Below are 17,269 nucleotides of genomic sequence, written 5' to 3' on the forward strand. Positions count from 1 at the left end.
GAGCAATCTCTCTGCATTCTAAGGAAACGATACTAATTGTGAAGAAAACGTAGCGTTATGCCAACCGGCCGAACCGGTCGCGCGCGCTGACCAGCGCGTCGTCGTCGCCGGTCCGCAGGTACTCGCCCACGTCGCGCGCTGACGAGACCAGCAGTTCTGCGGTTTCGGCGTCCACGTCGCCGTCGAGGGCCTGCACGCGCTTCACGTGGTCGCCGAGGGTTTCGAGCGCGTCCCGGCCCGCGTCGGCGACCTCGTTCTCGTCGGCCCAGTCGGCCATCTCGCGGCGGTACTCCGCGACGGCCTCGGCGTAGGCCAACCCCCGAACCGGGTGCATCGACTCGGGAACCTCGCCGGGCGCGGGCCGCCGGTCCGTCTCGGGGTCGGTCTCCGGGTCGGCGTCCGCGCCCCGGAGGAGCGCGAGGAAGTACCACTCCTCGTCGTCGTTCAGGTCGAGGCCCCGGCCCACCACGTCGGCAGTATGGCGGAGTTCCTGCGCAGAGAGATAGGTGTCGTCCAACCGCTGGAGGTCGCCGCCCCGGACGAAGCCTCGCTTGCGGACGTACTCTCTGGCGAGGTCCCCGGCGGTGTTGGCGACCTCGCGGAGCGGCCGGGCATCGACGGCCTCGCGCGGTTCGGTCAGGTCGAACTCGGCGGGGCTATCGGTGTGGAGGCGACGGTCGTCCTCGACGCCGACGCTCCGAAGGCTTCCGCAGTCGGGGCACTCGACGCTCCCGGTGTCGTAGTAGGACCACCGCGCGCCGCAGTCGGTACACTCCCGCTGGCCGCGAATCTTCATATCGGCACTTCGACCGCGCGACACAAAACGATGCGGACTCCGGGCCGTCCTCGATGCGGACTCGCGGCCACCCTTCGGCGACACCGGAATATCCCGACTGCGAACATTTTTACCCCAGCGCTACCGTGCCACGGGTATGGTCGGCGGTATGAGCATCGACCGCTCGCGTCTCGGCTGGTGGCTCGTCGGACTGGCACTCGGAGCGGCGGTGCTGTACGTCGTTTACTCCTTCATCGGCACGTTCGTCTTCGGCATCTTCCTCTACTACGCGACCCGGCCGGTGTACAAGCGCCTCCGGCGACGGATGCGCCCCGCGAGTCTGGCCGCTGGGACGGCGTTGCTGGCGCTGGCGCTCCCGGTCCTGCTGTTGATGGCCTACACCGGAGCCATCGCGCTACAGGAGTTCAACAACATCGCCAAGAAGACCGACATCGACGGGCTTCAGACCACGATTCAGCCCTACCTCGACGTGTCGAGCGTGGCCCAGCGCCCCGGCGAACTGCTGGCGAACCCCGACCCCGCGCTGGTGTCGGAAATCGGCCGGTCGGCACTCGAATATCTGGGCTTCATCGGCAACGCCGTCCTGCACCTGTTCGTGATGATAGCCATCGCGTTCTACCTGCTTCGGGACGACCACCGCTTCTCGCGGTTCGTCCGCCGACAGTTCTCCGACGAGGGCGGCGTCGTGGAGGCCTACGGCCGGGCGGTTGATAGGGACTTCAACAGCATCTTCTTCGGCAACATCCTCAACGCCCTGCTGACCGGGACCATCGGCGCGGCGGCATACAACACGCTGAACCTCGTCGCGCCGGGGAGCGTCATCCCATATCCGACGCTGGTGGGGCTATTGACCGGCGCGGCGAGCCTCATCCCCATCGTCGGCATGAAGCTGGTCTACTTCCCGATTTCGGCGTATCTGGGACTCGAAACCGCGATGAACGACCCGGCGCTCCTCTGGTTCCCGGCGCTGTTCTTCGCGGTTTCTCTGGTCGTCGTGGACACGATTCCGGACTTGGTTCTGCGACCCTACGTCTCGGGCCGGAACCTCCACGTCGGACTGGTCATGCTGGCGTACATCTTCGGTCCGCTACTGTTCGGGTGGTACGGCATCTTCCTCGGGCCGATGATTCTGGTGCTGGTGGTCCACTTCGTCCGCATCGTCCTGCCGGAACTGGTTGCGGGCGAACCCATCCGACCGTGGGCGGTGGACCCGACCTACCTTTTCGAACCGGAGACGCCCACGACCCAAACTGACGAGTTCCACCACGAGACCGAGACGTCCGGGAACAGGGGAGACAACACCGCCGGAGCGACTGGCGATGTGGAGAGAAGCCCGGAGGGAGAGACGGGCGCGGAGACGCCGCCGGGCCAGAGCGACCGCTGACTGGACGCGACCACCGTCGCGCGGTGTGGGTCAGGCCTCGACGCTCAGTTCGACGTACTGGCGCTCCCACTCCCTGCGGGCCTCGATTTCGCGCTTGCCCCGGCGAGTCAGGGTGTAGTAGTTGGTCCGCCGGTCGCGCTGGCCCTTCTCGACCAGTCCCTTGTCTACGAGCGTATCGAGGTTAGGGTAAAGCCGACCGTGGTGAATCTCCTTCTCGTAGTACGATTCGAGTTCGTCCTTGATAGCGAGACCGTGGGGTTCGTCCAGTCCGGCGATGACGTACAGCAGGTCTCTCTGGAATCCTGTCAAGTCGTGCATCGGTAACGTATCACCTAGAATAGCGAGGAAAATGAAGATAACGGCCCTTTCGGTTCCGACTCTCGGTGTGTAATCGTCTCGGTACGTCGGCGAGACGACCCACGACGCGCTCGGATTTCTCCGGGCGGCGTCAAATGCAACGGGCGGCGTACTTAAGCCGCTCGCCACCGTCTGTACAAACATGCCAGAAGAAGTGCTGTTCGAGACCGAACGACGCATGGACCAGACCGAAATCGCCTCCTACCTCCGGACAGTCGCCGAGAAACTGGAGTCGGGCGAGGACATCACGCTGTCGGCGGGCGACCAGTCGGTGACGCTCACGCCGCCCGCCCAACCGACCTTCGAGGTCAAAGCCGAGCGCGAGACGCCCTCGGGCGGCGGGCAGGGCGAGTTGAGCATCGAGTTCGAGTTGGAGTGGGACGAAGGCGGCGAACAGGGCGGGGACTCCTCGCTCAACATCGAGTAGCGCGTCGGTCTGCGTTCAATTTTTCGCGCTCCGTCGGACGACCACCGGGACGCGCTCGGTGACCCAATCCACCAGCGAACGCTCGGCCGACCAACCGCCAGCGAAGACCCAATTGACCAACCGCCGGGATGCGCCCGGAGGAGATTCTGTACTGTCTGGGTGGATGAAGGGGCCGGTCACGCGAGCGGTGCGCGGCGCTCCGCGCCGCGACTGGCGAGCGGTGGAACCGCGAGCCAAGCGAGTGTGACCTCGGGAGACACGTTTGTCTCCCGGCGTTCAGTTTAGTCGTCTGAGCGACCGCGACCGGGTGGGGCTTCAAAAGTGTTCACAGACTCATCTAGATTGGTAGCTGACTGGGTAGGAGTTCCGACTAGGCGAACTACTGTGAGAAACTACGCGATGCCACGAATATACTCAACACTGCTCGATTCGTACTCACTCGAAAGGAATATGGAAAGGAAAGCGGAAAGCGCGGGGGTGAAAAAGCCCCGCGAACCGCTTGCCGCCCTGAATTGGTCCCCGCTGACGCTTCGGCCCTCCAAGCGAAGCGTCACCTGAACCAAATCGCCCTAACAACTTAAACCTAACGCCGCCAGAATCTTGTGCCGGTATCGGGAGTTAGCATCAGTTTCAGAACCACAGCGTCGAAATTTTCGGTAACGTTAGACTGACTAGATGTGTTCCTCCTCCAGAACCCACCCGAGCGCCCGCTTGTAGTACGTGAACATCTCCCGGACGCCCTCGTGGCGCATGTCCTCGTCGTCCAAGTGTTCCTTGAGGAACTCGTACTGCTCGCGGATTTCCTCCTCGTCTCTCATGGGCGTCGGTTAGGTTTCGGGCGTAATGAGTTCGGTGGGAACGGAATTCGGGTTGTGGGCGGTTGTTCGCGGTGTCGGACCGCGGGCGAAGTCCCGACAGCACCTCGGCCGCTTCACACGCGCCGACGAGGGTCGAAAATATCTATGCCTTCTCCAGAAACTAAATCATTTCTCTAACACTCAAATATAATATTTTGAGCAATGTAGAGTTATTTCCGGTCCAAGCGCGACAGGCCGTGCCAAATCGCATCGACCATCCGGTCTTCGCCCTCGCCCTCCGCGTCGTCCCATCCGCGGGCCAGCGCGTCCTCGACGACCACGAGGTCGTGGTTCTCGAAGTTGTTCATCCCGCGGAAGGCTTCGAGAGCGTCGCGCTCGTCGTCGCCGAAGGTCCGGGTCGGCTCTGCGTCGTAGAATCCGAGGCCGGCGAGCGTGGCGGTGACCTCCTCTGCGGTCTCGCCCGAGAGTTCGCGCACGTCGTCTGGCTCCTCGCGTTCGAGGAGCGTCACGTCGTAAATCTTGAAGACGCGCTCTAGCTCCTCGATGGGCGCGTCGTGGTCGTCCACTCGTACGTCTATCCAGCGGTCGTTCTTGCCGTCGTAGCCGCCTTCGGGCTTGACGACGTAGAGGGCCGCGCTCTGCTCGCCGCGCTTGTCGCCGCCGGCCTCGTTGCCCGCGTGGAGCGCGGAGAGGAGTTTTTCGGGAAGCCCACCGTCAGTCTCCTCGTAGGCGTCTGCCATCGCGTCGAGGGTGGCCTCGTTTTCGAGGATGTTGCCCTGCACGGTGTAGGTCTCGCCCTGCCGGTCGCCCGCCACGTCGAAGCACTCCTCGCCCGTGAACGCCGCCACGGAGCCATCTTGTCCGACGACGCCGACCTGCCGCTGGGCGGCCTCCGGGTCGTCGTCGGTGAGGGATTCGACGACCTCCTCGGCGGACTTCCCCTCGCGCAGAAGGTCTAACCCGTCCGGTCCGTAGGCCACGTTGGCGAAGCTCTGGGTGGCGATAGCCCCCGCGTCGGCGCTGGCGAACGGGACCACAGAGCCGACGCTGACGAACTTCGACTGGACCGCCACGCCGACGGCCTCGGTTTCCGGGTCTCGTGCGACGATGGAGAAGGTGGATGGTCGCGGTTCCATGCCCGAATCGTCGGAAGCGACGCCGAAAAGCGTTCGCCCGGCGGCGTGGGTCTCCGGTTCTCCCGGCTCTCAGTCCCCGGTTCCACCTCCCGACGATTCTCTGCGGACTTTTTCGGCGGTCAAGGGCTGGCGCTTTTCGAGTTCGCAGTCGAAGGCTGGATGCTCGGCGAGGTGGTGGACCAGCATGTGCCTGCGCCCGCCGGTCAGCCCCGACTGCGCTACGTCCTCGGCCGTGAACTGCTCGGGCAGGCGGTCGTAGAGCTGACGGAGTTCGGCGAAGCCCTCGAACACTTTCCGGTGGCCCGACGAGTCGGCTCCTCGACGCTCGACCACGTAGCTTCCGTCCTCGCGGTGGGTGCCGACGGTCCGCACGAACTCCCGGCGCTCGGTCAGGGCGTCGCGCAACTCCTCGTGCAGTTGGTCGGCCTCGGCTCTGGTGAGGAGATGCGTCTCACCCGCAACCGTCACGGTGACTGATTCAGAATCAGCAGGAGGACTCTCGGCGCAGAATTTCTCGACCAGCCGCCGACTGGCGACTTACTCTATCCTCGGTGGTGAGGCGATGGCTCGACATTGCGTCTGCGTGTAGTGCAAACGGGGTGATAAATCGTGGTGGTGGTCGGACCGGCGAATGCGTTTTGGGGAGAGATATTTATACCTACATAGTCATAGTGCGGAAAGTGCCGGGTATCGTCGAGTTCCTCACCCAAGTCCCCCTAGACAGCGAGGTCGTCCGAGTCGCGCTCGCCGCCGCGCTCGGACTGTTCCTCGGGTTGGAGCGCGAGTGGTCACACAAGCCCGCCGGGATTCGGACGTTCACCCTCATCAGCCTGTTAGGGGCGGTCTTCACCATCCTCGACCGCGACGTTCTGCTCTTTCTGGGCGGCCTGCTTGTCATCGTACAGGGCATCATGCTCGGGATACAGGGCCTGCTGGCCGACGACGACGAGGACGTTGGTCTCTCGCTCACAACCTCCGTGTCGATGCTGGTCGCGTTCGGCGTCGGTGCGCTCGTCATGGAGGGGTACATCCTCGTGGGCGTCACAGTGGCGGTGCTGTCGTCGCTTCTACTCGTCCTCAAGCGCGAACTCCACAGTTTCGCGTGGGGGATGTCGCGCCAAGAGCTTCGGTCGGCGGTCGAGTTCGCCATCCTCGCGTTCGTCATCTACCCCCTGCTCCCCAACGAGCAGTTTGCGTTCGGCATCCAACCCCGGACGGTCTGGCTGATGGTGGTCACGGTGGCGGCCATCGGCATCGTCAACTACGCGGTCGTGACGACCTACGGCGGCCGGGGCATCGCGGTCACGGGCTTCTTCGGCGGTCTAGCGTCCTCGACCGCAGTCGTCGGGACGATGCTGGACCACGTTCGCCAGCGCCCCGAGGCCGCGTCCTACGGCGTGGCGGCCATCCTACTGGCCGACGCCGCGATGGCGGTGCGGAACCTCGCCATCGCACTGGCGTTCACCCTGCCGAGTTCCAAGCCGATTCTCGTCGGCGCAGTGTTGCCTCTGGGCGCGGTGATTCTGGGGAGCGTCGCCATCGCGGCCTACACCGCCGACTGGTCCGAACACGTGGACATCGACCTCGAAAGCCCCTTCTCGCTCCGGAACGCCCTCGGGTTCGGAGCCATCTTCCTGCTGGTCATCGTCGGCGGCGCAGTCGCCCAAGAGCAGTTCGGGTCCGCCGGGTTCTACGTGACTGCCCTGCTGTCGGGACTGGTCTCCAGCGCCGGGGCCACCTCGTCGGCAGTTCTGCTCTACATGGGCGGGACCATCGACCAGCAGACCTCGGTGTTCGGCATTCTGCTGGCGACGGCCTCCTCGATTACGGTCAAGGCCGCGCTGACCCTCTCGGCACCCAACCGGTCGTTCAGCTATCGGGTCGCGGCGTGGAGCGGCGTCCTGCTGGCGGGGTCGGCGCTGGCCGCGGTGCTGGCTGTCGTCTAACTTCCGTCCCCGAGCCTCGAATCTGTTGCAAGTATTGCCCGAAGCGCAACGAACCAATTCAATTAAAGTGTCCCCCTCCTAACCGGGTTTCATGAACCGAGATACCGCGGAACCGACCGTCGAGGAGATGCCCGGAAAACGGGCCCAAGAGTGGGCCGACTACCATCACCAGTTCTCTGCGCCCAGTACCTACGTCTACGATTTCGTCTGGGACTTCACCGAGGAGGCCGCCGGTCCGTTCTGTACCGACATCGACGGCAACGTCCTGATGGACTTCACCAGTCACGTCGCCGCCGCGCCGCTGGGGTACAACAACCCCAAAATCATGGACAAGTTCGACGAGTTCGACCTCGTTGACCCGACCAAAATCGCGGGACAGGACTTCTACGCCGCGGGTGGCTGGCCGCCCGAGGAGCCAGAACTTCCCGGCCCGACCCAACTGATGGACCGCCTGACCGACCTCACCAGCCACTACGACATGGACACCGTGTTCCTGTCGAACTCGGGGGCCGAGGCGGTCGAGAACGCCATCAAAATCTGCTACGCGCAGGGCGGCCACCGCGCGTTCACGTTCGACGGGGCCTTCCACGGCCGGACGCTCGGCGCGCTCTCGCTGAATCGCTCGAAGGTCAACCACCGGAAGGGCTACCCCGAGGTCGGCGGCGTCATTTCGGTGCCTTACCCCTCGACCGACGAGGCCTACCGAAAGGACTGGCTGACGGACGGTCCCGGCGGCAACGTCGTCGCCGACAAACTCGACCCCGAGCAGGGTATCATCGACCCCGACGAAGTGGCCTACATCATCCTCGAACCCGTGCAGGGCGAAGGTGGCTACCGGGTCCCCCACGACGGGTTCGTCAGCGACCTCGCCGAGATTCGAGAACGCTTCGACGTGAACGTCATCAGCGACGAGATTCAGGCCGGCATGGGCCGGACCGGCGAGATGTGGGGCGTAGACCACCTCGACCTCGAACCCGACGTGATTACCTCCGCGAAGGGTCTCCGAGCGGGTGCGACCGTCGCCAACTCCGACATGTTCCCTAAGGAGAAGGCTCGGTTGTCCTCGACGTGGGGCGCAGGCAAAATCGTGGACTCGATGCAGGGCGTGTTCACCATCGACGCCATCCACGAGTACGACCTGCTGGACAACGTGGCCGAGCGCGGCCAGCAGATGCGGGAACTCCTCGCGGACGCCGACCTGCCGAACGTCACCGACGTTCGCGGCCGCGGCCTGATGCTCGCCGTCGAGTTCGACAGCAAGGAGCGCCGCGAGGCCGTCGTCAAGTCTGCGCTGAAGCGCGGCCTGCTCACCCTCGGGTGTGGCTACAAGACCCTGCGACTCCTCCCGCCGCTCGACGTGACCGAGCGCGAAATCGAACTCGGCTTCGACCTGTTCGCCGCCGCCGTGGAAGACGTTGCCTGAGTAGTTTCGGCGTCTTTCGGTTCTCCTCTTGCGGATTTCGGCTCTCGGCTGAGTCCTCGAATTGCCACCGACCACGGGATGCGCCGCCCTCGCGCAGTCCTGCGCGAGGGCGGCGGGGAGGCACGGGGCGCGGTGCTGTTGCGGTGCGGGACGGTGGCGGCTTTGTTCACGGTCCTCGGCGGACTGAAAGGGCGACCGCGAACCGCGGGAGGGCTTTCGAAGACCAATTCTTTAGACTCAAACCCACGGCTCCATCCCAGTATCTCGACCCTCTCGCCCGAAATCCCCGAGAAGATTGATAACGCGAATCGCCCAATTGGTCGGTATGTATCAGCTCAGCGATTCGCTCCGCGAGGACCCCTCGCTGGTGGCGCGCCTGCTCGCTGTTCTCCGCAGTCGGTTCGCGGGCGCGCTCGGCGTCGTCGCGGTCCTCGCGGTGGTCGCGCTCCCCGACCCGCTCCCGGCGTATCCCGCCGAGGCCTACGCGGTCCTCGGTGCGGTCGAAGGCATCGGACTGGCCATCGCGGCCGAGAACCTGATGTGGCGGCCCGCGAAGGGATTCGACTGGGCGCGGGCGAGTCGGAAGGTCGGCGGGGTCGCCGCGACGGCCGCGCTGTTCGTGATTGCGATGGCCGCGCTCGGAGTGGACCTCGGGCCGCGGGACCGGGCGCTGTTGGCCGCGTTCTGCCTGTCGGGTCCCGCCGCCATCGCCGGCCTCGACTACCTCAAGCACCGCGTGCAGGCCGACCTGCTGGCCGGCGACTCGGCGTAATTTTGGTTCGGTCGTCGCCAGCGTGACGTTTTAGTCCGCCCGCCGACTCTCCCCTGATATGAGTCAACTGCCAGCACGGGACCCCGACACGAGGAGCTTCGAGGCCACCGTCACGAGCGTCGATGACCGGGAAGTCGCACTTGACGAGACGTACTTCTACGCCGAGAGCGGCGGTCAGCCTGCCGATAGGGGCCTCGTCGGCGGCGTCGAAGTCGAGGACGTGCAGAAGCGCGAGGACGGCGAAATCGTGCATCTCCTCGCAGAAGACCCCGCAGACACCCCCGGTTTCGAGGTCGGCGAGACGGTCGAAGCCGAAATCGACGACGAGTTCCGGACCTACGCGATGCGCGCTCACACCGCCAGTCACGTCCTCTACGGTGCCGGACGGCAGATTCTGGACGAATTGGGCTACGGCGGGTTCGACATCGGCGAACGGAAGGTCCGGGTCGATTTCACCACCTCGACCGACATCACCGACGAGACGCTGGCGGAGTTGGAGCGCCTGACCAACCGAGCGGTCTGGGACTCCCGGCCGGTCTCGTGGGAGGAGATTCCCGAGTCCGAGGCCCGCGAGCGCGAGGAAATCGCGTTCAACGCCAAGACCGAGGAGGGCGTGATGAGCGACTCCGATACCGTTCGCATCGTCACCATCGAGGACTTCGACTGGGCGGCCTGCGGCGGGACCCACGTCTCGAACACCCGCGAAATCGGTCCCGTGACGCTCCTCGACCGGTCGAATCCCGGTGAGGGCCTGACGCGCGTCGAGTTCGCAGTCGGCCCGACAGCAATCGAGCGCCGCGCCGAGGACGTGCGGTCGGCGCGTGAGGCCGCCCGAACGCTGGACGTGGGCGTGGCCGAACTCCCGGAGGCCGCCGAGCGCGTGAGTCGGCAGGTCGAGGAGTTGGAAGCCGACCTCGCCGACGCCAAGGAGCAGGTTCTGAGCGCCCGACTGGAGGACCTCGCCCAGAACCCGGTCGAGCGCGACGGCGGCGAGTGGGTGGTCGGCACCGTGGACGACTTCGGCCCGAACGAAGTCGCCGACCGCGCTCGGGAACTCGCCGGTGACGATGCCGACGCGGTGGTTCTGTCGGGCCGTGACGGTGCGACGTTCGTGGTCGCCGCGACCGACGGCAATCCCGACGCGGGCGACGTGGTAGACGACGTGACCGCCGAGTTCGGCGGCGGAGGCGGCGGCAGTCCGCAGTTCGCGCAGGGCGGCGGTCTGGACGCCGACCCCGAGGAGGTCACCGAATATCTAGAGAAGTGATAAGCAAATGTAATCCCGTCTTTTAGAACCAGCTATATTTCTCTCGCAATTGTTTATATTTTTCCGGAGTCGGGGCGCGCTGGCGGCGAGGTTGTCGTAGACGCCGAGGACCGCACCTGATTCACCGAACGGGCGATGGGTGTGCGACGCGAACGATGCCGTTCACGCCACAGAAGCCGCGTCCTCGACCAGATTCACGACGTAGCGAAGTTCCTCGTCGTTGATGCCGTGGGCCATCCCCTCGTAGATGCGCTCGGTCACGTCCCCGTCGAGAGAGTCGAGGACGTCCCGCGTCTCGTGAACCCGCTCGACCGGGATGTGGGGGTCGCGGTCCCCGCATCCCAGAAACACCGGCGTACCGTCGAGGCTTCCGTCGTAGTCCCGCGGCGTCCCGTCCGGGCCAATCAGTCCGCCGCTGAGGACCGCCAGTCCGCCGTATCGCTCCGCGTTCCGGGCGACGAACTCGCTGGCGAGGCAGGCACCCTGCGAAAACCCGACGAAGCAGGTCCGGTCGGCCGGGATACCGGCGTCGGCAACTCGCTGGCGCACCCTTCCCAGAAAGTCGAGCGCCGACGACAGACTCGGCTGGTTGTCCTCGATTGGCGCGAGGAAGGAGTTGGGGTACCACGTCCGGCCCGTGGCTTGCGGCGCGAGGTAGGCCACGTCCTCGGCGTCGAACTCGGTGGCCATCTCCAGCATGCCCTGCGCAGTCGCTCCTCGGCCGTGGACGAAGACGACGGCGGTCTCGGCCGATTCAAGGCCCGTACCGGCGGTTGCGACCTGCTGGCCGGCGTGGGGGTCCGAGTCGCCAGCGTGGGGGTTCCGATTCGCCATCAGTCGTCCTCCGGTGCTTCCGCGAACTCGCTTCCCGGCGTCTCGGTGTCGGTCATAGCTCGTCTAGCCGGACTACGGCCTTGAGCCTTGTCGGACGGAGAGGTAAGCAGGTGACGCGCCCGTAACCGATTGGTCGCCGAGTCGAGAGAAGCCGAAACGCGACTGCGGAGTCCGGCCACAACTGGGTTCGGGACGTATCTGGTGCTACAGTTCGAGCGTCTGCAAATCATCCTCCGCGGACAACTTGCGATTATATCTCGTTTTACAACTCGACCGTCCGCAAGTCGTCGGCGAACCGCACGTCACCGTCGTACACCGCCCCGATGGATTCCAGCATCTCCTCGTGTCTGCCCTCGGTGTGGGGGTAGAGATGGGTCAGGTACACCGTGCCGACGTCGGTTTCGGACCTCGAAAGCGCCTCACCGAGTTGGGTCGGCGTCGGGTGGTTGTCCACGTCCACCTCGTCCGGGAACGAGCAGTCGTGGGCCAGCGCCTCACAGCCATCGGCGAAGTTGGCGAGTCCCTCGAAGGCCTCGCTGTCGCCGCTGAAGGTGAACTTGTCGCCGAATCGGTACGCGAGGCAGGGCAGGGAGTGGCGCGTCTCGTAGCCCTCCACCTCGAACCCGGCGACTTCGAACTCGTGGGCACCGACCTCGCGAATTCGCAGGTCGATGCGCCCCTCCAAGTAGTCGTGGACCGAGAGCAGGTCGTCCACCAGCGATTTGGTTCCCGAAGGACCGACGATTTCGAGGAACTCCTCGCCGGCCAGCCATCGGGCCTTGAGCAGGGGCATGAGGTCCGAAACGTGGTCGAGGTGGTGGTGGGTCAGCAGGACGGTCGAGACGTTCTCGTAGCCGATTGACGACTGCTGGAGGCGGTGGAGGACCCCGCTTCCACAGTCCACCAGCACTCGCCGGTCGTCGCGTTCGACCACGAGGCCCGCCTGATAGCGCTCGCCGGTCGGCATCGCGCTTCCGGTTCCGAGAAAGGTGACTTCCATGTCGGATTCGCCGGCCCGGACGGTGTTAATGGCTTTGGACGCGAGACAGATACCCCGGCCGACGAACAGGCCGAGTGACCGGGGGTGCGGGAGTCCTCGCGCTCGCGCCAGCGAGTGCGTCCGAGTGAGCAACGCGAGCGTGCGTCCGCGCGTTGGTTTATAATTAGGGCTACTTTCGCGTAATCGCTCTGCGTCGGTCCGACGGGACTTGTCGGCGGGTATTTCACTTCCGACAGGTGCCAAAGATTTAAATTTGATTCCGAGCATCGGAATTTTGGTGCTGGCCGGCGTGGCTTCGGCATGGTCACGATGCGCTTCGGCCGGACACCCGACGGCAGACGCCTCGAAGTCAGCGAGGAGTTCGCCGCGTCCGCCGGCCTCCTCTGGAACTTGCTGACCGACACGACGCGGTGGCCCGAATGGGGTCCCTCTGTCGAGGAGGTCCGGTGTCCGGACCGCCGGATTCGGGCGGGCACGACCGGCGAGGTCGAGACGACTTTCGGGGTGGGCCTCCTCTTCCGAATCACGACCTGCGAGGACCGCCGCTGGACGTGGAAAGTCGCGGGCATCACGGCGACGGGCCACCGCGTCGAGGAGGTAGCGGACGGCGGGTGCCGGGTGGTGTTCGAGGTCCCGCTCTTAGCGGCGGGGTACTCGCCGGTCTGTGCCGTGGCGCTTCGGAACCTGAAAGAGATGTCTTAGGTACTCCTTTGTATTTGTTTAGAAATTGTAGTTATTGCTAATTGGCCAGCAGAAGTCGGAGTTAGGAACCGCGGAGCGACTAAACTGAACGCGACCGGACGGCCCCTTCATCCACCGGAAGACAAACCGCGTCTTCCGAGCCATTCGTTCGCTTCGCTCACGAGGACCACCCGTGGTGGTCCGCCTGCCGAGCGTAACCTATCGGTTGGTCAGCGGAGCGTTTGCCGGCGGATTTCACTTTCACTCCGGGGGCCAAACCGTCTTAAGCGGGCGGTGCCAACGGTGCCCCAAATGGGAGCGCGCGAGCTGTTGGCGCGCGAGGACTTCGACTTCGACGCCGAGGAGGTCGAACTCGACGACGCCGCGGTCATCGAATCGCTGGAACCCGAGGTCCGCGAGTGGTGGGTCGAGGAGTTCGGCGCGTACGTCCTCGACAACGGCGGCTTTTTTACCCCGCCCCAGAAGGAGGCCATCCCGCTGGTTCGGGACGGCGAGAACGCGCTCGTTGCCTCGCCGACCGGGAGCGGCAAGACGCTAGCGTCGTTTACCGCCATCCTCAACGAGTTGTTCCGGCGCGAGCGCGAGGAGGACGGCGGACTCGACAACTCGGTCTACTGCCTCTACGTCTCGCCGCTCAAGTCGCTGGCCAACGACATCCACCGGAATCTGGAGGTCCCCCTCGAAGGCATCGCCGAGAAGATGGACGGCGACCCGGCAGTCCGCCACGCCATCCGCCACGGCGACACCGACGATTCAGCGCGTCAGAGGATGCTGAGGGAGACCCCCCACATCCTCAACACGACGCCCGAGACGCTGGCCATTCTGCTCAACTCGCCGAAGTTCAAGAAGAAACTCGAATCCGTCGAGTACGTCGTCGTGGACGAGATTCACAGCCTCGCAGGTGGGAAACGCGGCACCCACCTCGCGGTGAGTCTGGAGCGACTGGAGAACATGGCGGACTCGTCGCCGACCCGAATCGGGTGTTCGGCCACAGTCGAACCGCTTTCGGACATCGCGGACTTTCTGGTGGGGTGCGAGGACGGCGGGGAGACGCCCCGAGACTGCGAAATCGTGGACACCCGGTTCGTCCGCGAGTTCGACATCGAACTCCAGTGCCCGACCGACGACCTCATCGACACGCCCCGAGAGGTCGTCAACGACCGATTCTACGGGCAACTCGGCGACCTGATTTCTGACCACACCAACACGCTGGTCTTCACGAACACTCGGTCCGGCGCGGAGCGGGTTCTGCACAACCTCCGAGAGCGATTCGCCGAATACGACGAGGAGAACTCCGGATGCCACCACGGAAGCCTCTCCAAGGAGGCCCGCCAGTCCATCGAGCAGGATTTGAAAGATGGGAGCCTCGACGTGGTGACGACCTCGACCAGCCTCGAACTCGGCATCGACATGCCCCACATCGACCTCGTGGTACAGGTGGGGTCGCCAAAATCGGTGGCGTCGCTCCTCCAGCGCGTCGGCCGTGCGGGCCACCAACTCGGCCAGACCGTCACGGGGCGCGTGATTGCCCTCGACCGGGACGAACTCGTGGAGTGCGCGGTCATGCTCAAGAAGGCCGAGGAGGGCTTCGTGGACCGGGTGTTCGTCCCAGAGGAGGCCTACGACGTTGCGGCACAGCACGTCTACGGCATGGCTATCAACGCGGTCCGCCCCGAACAGGAGGTCCGCGACACGCTCCAAAGAGCGTACCCCTATCGGAACTTCTCGGCCGACCAGTTCGAGACGCTGTTTCGCTACCTGACCTCGGACTACGAGGGCTTGGAGGACAAGAACGTCTACGCCAAAATCTGGCGCGACGAGAACGACCCGCCAGACGGCGAGTACCACTATCCGGAGTACGACGTGGGCCGACCCCTAATCGGCAAGCGCGGCAAGTTGGCCAGAGTCATCTACATGACCAACATCGGGACGATTCCCGACTCCTTTACCTGCGACGTGTTCACCCGCGGCGACAACGAGTGGGTCGGCGACTTGGACGAGAGCTATCTCGACACCCTCGAAAAGGGCGACGTGTTCGTCTTGGGAGGCCAGAACTTCGAGTTCAAGTACCGCCGGGGGTCGAAGGTCTACGCCGACCGGACCAACGCCAGACCCACGGTCCCCTCGTGGTTCTCCGAGCGCCTGCCCCTCTCCTACGACCTCGGCCGAGGCATTCTGGAGTTTCAGGGCGAACTGCTCGAAAAGTTCCAGAAGCGCGGCAAGCCAGCGGTCAGAGTCTGGCTCAGGGAGTTCCCGCTGGACGAGAACAGCGTCCGGGCCATCGCCCGGATGTTCGACGAGCAGGTCCGCTACGCCGGTCCCGAGAGCGTCAGCACCGACGAGCGACTGGCCGTGGAGGTCGAACTCGACCGGAGCGAGTACGAGCGCCACTACTACGTCCACTCGAACTACGGCCGGAAGTTCAACGACGGCCTCTCGCGGGTCGTGGCCTACCGGTGCGCCAACGCCGCCAACACCAACGTCTCGGTCGCTGTCGCCGACCACGGGTTCACCGTCTCGATGCCACTCAACCGGAAGGTGGACGTGGCCGAGATTCTGCGCGACATCTCGCCCGAGGAGGTCCGACCGGACCTCCGAAATGCCCTCGACGGGACGGAACTCCTCCAGCGGTACTTCCGAATCAACGCCACCCGGTCGCTGATGATTCTCAAGCGGTACAAGGGCTACGAGAAGTCCGCCAGCGAACAGCAGGTCTCCAGCGAGATGTTGCTGGGGTTCGCCGAGGACCTCGACGATTTCGCGGTCATCGAGGAGACCTACCGGGAGATAATCGAGGACAAACTCGCCGTCTCGGCAATCGAGGACGTGATGGCCGACGTGCAGGCCGGCGCGGTCGAAATCACGCAGAACCGGGTCGATACCCCGACGCCGAAAGCGTTCGGTCTCGCCACGCTGATGGCCAGCGACGTGGTGCTGGCCGAGGACGAGAGCGCGGTCTTGCAGGAGTTCCACGACCGCGTACTGGACGAAATTGGTGACGGAAGCGGTGGGGACGCTGGAGACGCGAGTGGGGCGTCGGCCGCGGAGTGACGCGCCGGTCCTCGTCCACGGCGGGTTCATCGGACGTATCGTTTCACGGTCCGAAACGAACCGCCGTCTCGTTCGTATCGGGAACGAATTACGACCGATGCGTACTCGGTCGGTGGCGACCCTGGATAAACTGCGCCGCGACTCCATCGTTACCTTCTGCGGTGTCGAGGGGCTACCTGTCCAGCGCCCGGTTCGTCGGTCGCCGGAGGGAAACCGGTCGCTGTACTCCCGACGCCAATTCGTTACAGATTTCACATACTTTCTGCCGTCCCGAGACGACTGACCGCCCTATTTGTCCGAAACAGGCACTCGGGAGGTCGAACCTCCGGGAGTAGTCGTTCGATATAGTGATTGTTTATTTTATAAAACTCCGAAATTATAAGCATATCTGCGATACGTACATTGGTATGACGGCGATTGAACGAGTCCGATTCCTCGCAGCGTCGGAACATCGCGTCGAAATCCTCCACTCGCTCGCAGACGAGTCGTTCTCGCCGGCGGGGTTACGCGACAGGGCGGCGGTGTCCCGAGCGACCATTCACCGCGTACTCGACTCCTTCGAGGAGTACGGGTGGGTCCGACGAACCGACGGGGAGTACGTGGCGACTGCCGCCGGGCGACTCGTCCTCGAACGGTTCGAAGTCGTCCGCGACACCGCGGCCGAGGTCGATGCGCTGAGCGAGTTCCTGACTGAGTTCGAGTGCGCCCGAGAACTCCCGCTTCCGCTGGACGACTACGACATCGTGACGGCCAGTCGGGGCGACCCCCACGCCGCGGCGGAGTACTTCGTCTCGTCTATCCCGACCGACGCGTCGCAACTCCGGGCGCTTCTACCGACCGTCGTGCCGATGTTCAATCGAGCGTGCGAACCGCTGATTGAGGACGGCGCGTCCGTCGAGTTGGTCCTCTCGCCCTCGGCGGGCAAGACCTCCCAAGAGTCGTACCCCGACGACTTCGAGCAGGCCCGGTCGCTCGACTCGCTGTCGCTGTTCATCTCGCCCGAGGCCTTCGGATACGGTCTCTCGATGTTCGACGAGAACGTCTTCCTCGGCGCGTACGACGACGCGGGCCGACTCCAGTCGTGTCTCCACTCGACTGACAGCGACCTCCACGAGTGGGCCGTCTCGACCTTCCGAGCGGTTCGGGGCGACGCCACGGAAATCGGACTCGACCGACCGAAACCGCAACCGTAGGTGCGAGGCCGTTCGCGTCGGGAAAGATATTATGATGGCGTGTTCGGCGGTCGGACCGGGATGTGCGCGCTGTCTCGTCTCGACGTGCGGCGCGTCGGGGGACTCCTGCACGGCCTGTATCGATTGCAACACCTAATCCTAAGGCGGCGCGTACCAACCACTA

At 64.6% G+C, this 17,269-nt stretch carries 16 protein-coding genes; 9 read left to right on the forward strand and 7 right to left on the reverse strand.

The window, feature by feature from the left end:
• Positions 1 to 55: 55 nt before the first annotated feature.
• Complete coding sequence (locus P2T57_RS06875; RefSeq protein ID WP_276301746.1) at positions 56 to 796, reverse strand: DUF7117 family protein; 741 nt, start codon at positions 794 to 796, stop codon at positions 56 to 58.
• 136 nt (positions 797 to 932) lie between these two features.
• On the opposite strand from P2T57_RS06875, the gene P2T57_RS06880 reads away from it, so the two are divergent.
• On the forward strand, positions 933 to 2,180 hold the full coding sequence (locus P2T57_RS06880) for an AI-2E family transporter (RefSeq protein ID WP_276301747.1): 1,248 nt from the start codon (positions 933 to 935) through the stop codon (positions 2,178 to 2,180).
• A gap of 30 nt (positions 2,181 to 2,210) precedes the next feature.
• Here P2T57_RS06880 and P2T57_RS06885 read toward each other — a convergent pair whose 3' ends face one another.
• Positions 2,211 to 2,498: a PadR family transcriptional regulator gene (locus P2T57_RS06885; RefSeq protein ID WP_135824403.1), complete on the reverse strand. Its 288-nt coding sequence runs from the start codon at positions 2,496 to 2,498 to the stop codon at positions 2,211 to 2,213.
• Positions 2,499 to 2,679: 181 nt separating this feature from the next.
• Here P2T57_RS06885 and P2T57_RS06890 point away from each other — a divergent pair, with 181 nt between their 5' ends.
• Entirely contained in the window at positions 2,680 to 2,964 is a 285-nt protein-coding gene (locus P2T57_RS06890; protein WP_276301748.1) for an amphi-Trp domain-containing protein, read from the forward strand.
• A 671-nt stretch (positions 2,965 to 3,635) separates the two neighbouring features.
• Here P2T57_RS06890 and P2T57_RS06895 read toward each other — a convergent pair.
• From P2T57_RS06895 to P2T57_RS06905, 3 genes are all read right to left on the reverse strand, one after another.
• A complete protein-coding gene (locus tag P2T57_RS06895; RefSeq protein ID WP_168215828.1) occupies positions 3,636 to 3,782 on the reverse strand; it encodes a hypothetical protein in 147 nt (48 codons plus the stop codon).
• Positions 3,783 to 3,991: 209 nt separating this feature from the next.
• Complete coding sequence (locus tag P2T57_RS06900) at positions 3,992 to 4,918, reverse strand: DUF1028 domain-containing protein (protein WP_276301749.1); 927 nt, start codon at positions 4,916 to 4,918, stop codon at positions 3,992 to 3,994.
• A gap of 69 nt (positions 4,919 to 4,987) precedes the next feature.
• Positions 4,988 to 5,386 carry a DUF7528 family protein gene (locus P2T57_RS06905; protein ID WP_276301750.1) on the reverse strand — a complete coding sequence of 133 codons (399 nt, stop codon included), beginning with the start codon at positions 5,384 to 5,386 and terminating at the stop codon, positions 4,988 to 4,990.
• A 212-nt stretch (positions 5,387 to 5,598) separates the two neighbouring features.
• Here P2T57_RS06905 and P2T57_RS06910 point away from each other — a divergent pair, with 212 nt between their 5' ends.
• The 4 genes from P2T57_RS06910 to P2T57_RS06925 all read left to right on the forward strand — a co-directional run bounded on the left by P2T57_RS06910 (position 5,599) and on the right by P2T57_RS06925 (position 10,326).
• On the forward strand, positions 5,599 to 6,864 hold the full coding sequence (locus tag P2T57_RS06910) for an MgtC/SapB family protein (RefSeq protein WP_276301751.1): 1,266 nt from the start codon (positions 5,599 to 5,601) through the stop codon (positions 6,862 to 6,864).
• A gap of 91 nt (positions 6,865 to 6,955) precedes the next feature.
• The gene (locus tag P2T57_RS06915) at positions 6,956 to 8,287 is read left to right on the forward strand and encodes an aminotransferase class III-fold pyridoxal phosphate-dependent enzyme (protein ID WP_276301752.1); all 1,332 of its coding nucleotides are present in this window, start codon (positions 6,956 to 6,958) and stop codon (positions 8,285 to 8,287) included.
• Positions 8,288 to 8,612: 325 nt separating this feature from the next.
• Positions 8,613 to 9,059, forward strand: a complete 447-nt coding sequence (locus P2T57_RS06920; RefSeq protein ID WP_276301753.1) for a hypothetical protein — start codon at positions 8,613 to 8,615, stop codon at positions 9,057 to 9,059.
• Positions 9,060 to 9,117: 58 nt separating this feature from the next.
• Positions 9,118 to 10,326 carry an alanyl-tRNA editing protein gene (locus P2T57_RS06925; RefSeq protein WP_276301754.1) on the forward strand — a complete coding sequence of 403 codons (1,209 nt, stop codon included), beginning with the start codon at positions 9,118 to 9,120 and terminating at the stop codon, positions 10,324 to 10,326.
• Between the two features lie 162 nt (positions 10,327 to 10,488).
• On the opposite strand, the gene P2T57_RS06930 is transcribed toward P2T57_RS06925, so the two are convergent.
• Together P2T57_RS06930 and P2T57_RS06935 are read right to left on the reverse strand one after the other, a co-directional pair.
• Complete coding sequence (locus P2T57_RS06930; RefSeq protein WP_276301755.1) at positions 10,489 to 11,160, reverse strand: alpha/beta hydrolase; 672 nt, start codon at positions 11,158 to 11,160, stop codon at positions 10,489 to 10,491.
• A 262-nt stretch (positions 11,161 to 11,422) separates the two neighbouring features.
• Entirely contained in the window at positions 11,423 to 12,160 is a 738-nt protein-coding gene (locus P2T57_RS06935; protein ID WP_276302090.1) for an MBL fold metallo-hydrolase, read from the reverse strand.
• 300 nt (positions 12,161 to 12,460) lie between these two features.
• Between P2T57_RS06935 and P2T57_RS06940 the strand changes: the two genes are divergently transcribed.
• The 3 genes from P2T57_RS06940 (at position 12,461) to P2T57_RS06950 (ending at position 17,106) form a co-directional block, all read left to right on the forward strand.
• Entirely contained in the window at positions 12,461 to 12,862 is a 402-nt protein-coding gene (locus tag P2T57_RS06940) for an SRPBCC family protein (RefSeq protein ID WP_276301756.1), read from the forward strand.
• A gap of 291 nt (positions 12,863 to 13,153) precedes the next feature.
• On the forward strand, positions 13,154 to 15,913 hold the full coding sequence (locus P2T57_RS06945; RefSeq protein WP_276301757.1) for an ATP-dependent helicase: 2,760 nt from the start codon (positions 13,154 to 13,156) through the stop codon (positions 15,911 to 15,913).
• A 407-nt stretch (positions 15,914 to 16,320) separates the two neighbouring features.
• A complete protein-coding gene (locus tag P2T57_RS06950) occupies positions 16,321 to 17,106 on the forward strand; it encodes a helix-turn-helix transcriptional regulator (RefSeq protein ID WP_276301758.1) in 786 nt (261 codons plus the stop codon).
• Positions 17,107 to 17,269 lie beyond the last annotated feature (163 nt).

Source organism: Halorussus lipolyticus (assembly GCF_029338375.1).
Classification (GTDB): Archaea; Halobacteriota; Halobacteria; order Halobacteriales; family Haladaptataceae; genus Halorussus; species Halorussus lipolyticus.

Bases quoted from the DNA above. Each gene is read 5' to 3' on its own strand.
- P2T57_RS06930 (WP_276301755.1), bottom strand. From the start codon at position 11,160: ATGGCGAATCGGAACCCCCACGCTGGCGACTCGGACCCCCACGCCGGC.
- P2T57_RS06915 (WP_276301752.1), top strand. From the start codon at position 6,956: ATGAACCGAGATACCGCGGAACCGACCGTCGAGGAGATGCCCGGAAAA.
- P2T57_RS06900 (WP_276301749.1), bottom strand. From the start codon at position 4,918: ATGGAACCGCGACCATCCACCTTCTCCATCGTCGCACGAGACCCGGAA.
- P2T57_RS06945 (WP_276301757.1), top strand. From the start codon at position 13,154: ATGGGAGCGCGCGAGCTGTTGGCGCGCGAGGACTTCGACTTCGACGCC.
- P2T57_RS06925 (WP_276301754.1), top strand. From the start codon at position 9,118: ATGAGTCAACTGCCAGCACGGGACCCCGACACGAGGAGCTTCGAGGCC.
- P2T57_RS06875 (WP_276301746.1), bottom strand. From the start codon at position 796: ATGAAGATTCGCGGCCAGCGGGAGTGTACCGACTGCGGCGCGCGGTGG.
- P2T57_RS06890 (WP_276301748.1), top strand. From the start codon at position 2,680: ATGCCAGAAGAAGTGCTGTTCGAGACCGAACGACGCATGGACCAGACC.
- P2T57_RS06885 (WP_135824403.1), bottom strand. From the start codon at position 2,498: ATGCACGACTTGACAGGATTCCAGAGAGACCTGCTGTACGTCATCGCC.
- P2T57_RS06940 (WP_276301756.1), top strand. From the start codon at position 12,461: ATGGTCACGATGCGCTTCGGCCGGACACCCGACGGCAGACGCCTCGAA.
- P2T57_RS06920 (WP_276301753.1), top strand. From the start codon at position 8,613: ATGTATCAGCTCAGCGATTCGCTCCGCGAGGACCCCTCGCTGGTGGCG.
- P2T57_RS06950 (WP_276301758.1), top strand. From the start codon at position 16,321: ATGACGGCGATTGAACGAGTCCGATTCCTCGCAGCGTCGGAACATCGC.
- P2T57_RS06895 (WP_168215828.1), bottom strand. From the start codon at position 3,782: ATGAGAGACGAGGAGGAAATCCGCGAGCAGTACGAGTTCCTCAAGGAA.
- P2T57_RS06880 (WP_276301747.1), top strand. From the start codon at position 933: ATGGTCGGCGGTATGAGCATCGACCGCTCGCGTCTCGGCTGGTGGCTC.
- P2T57_RS06935 (WP_276302090.1), bottom strand. From the start codon at position 12,160: ATGGAAGTCACCTTTCTCGGAACCGGAAGCGCGATGCCGACCGGCGAG.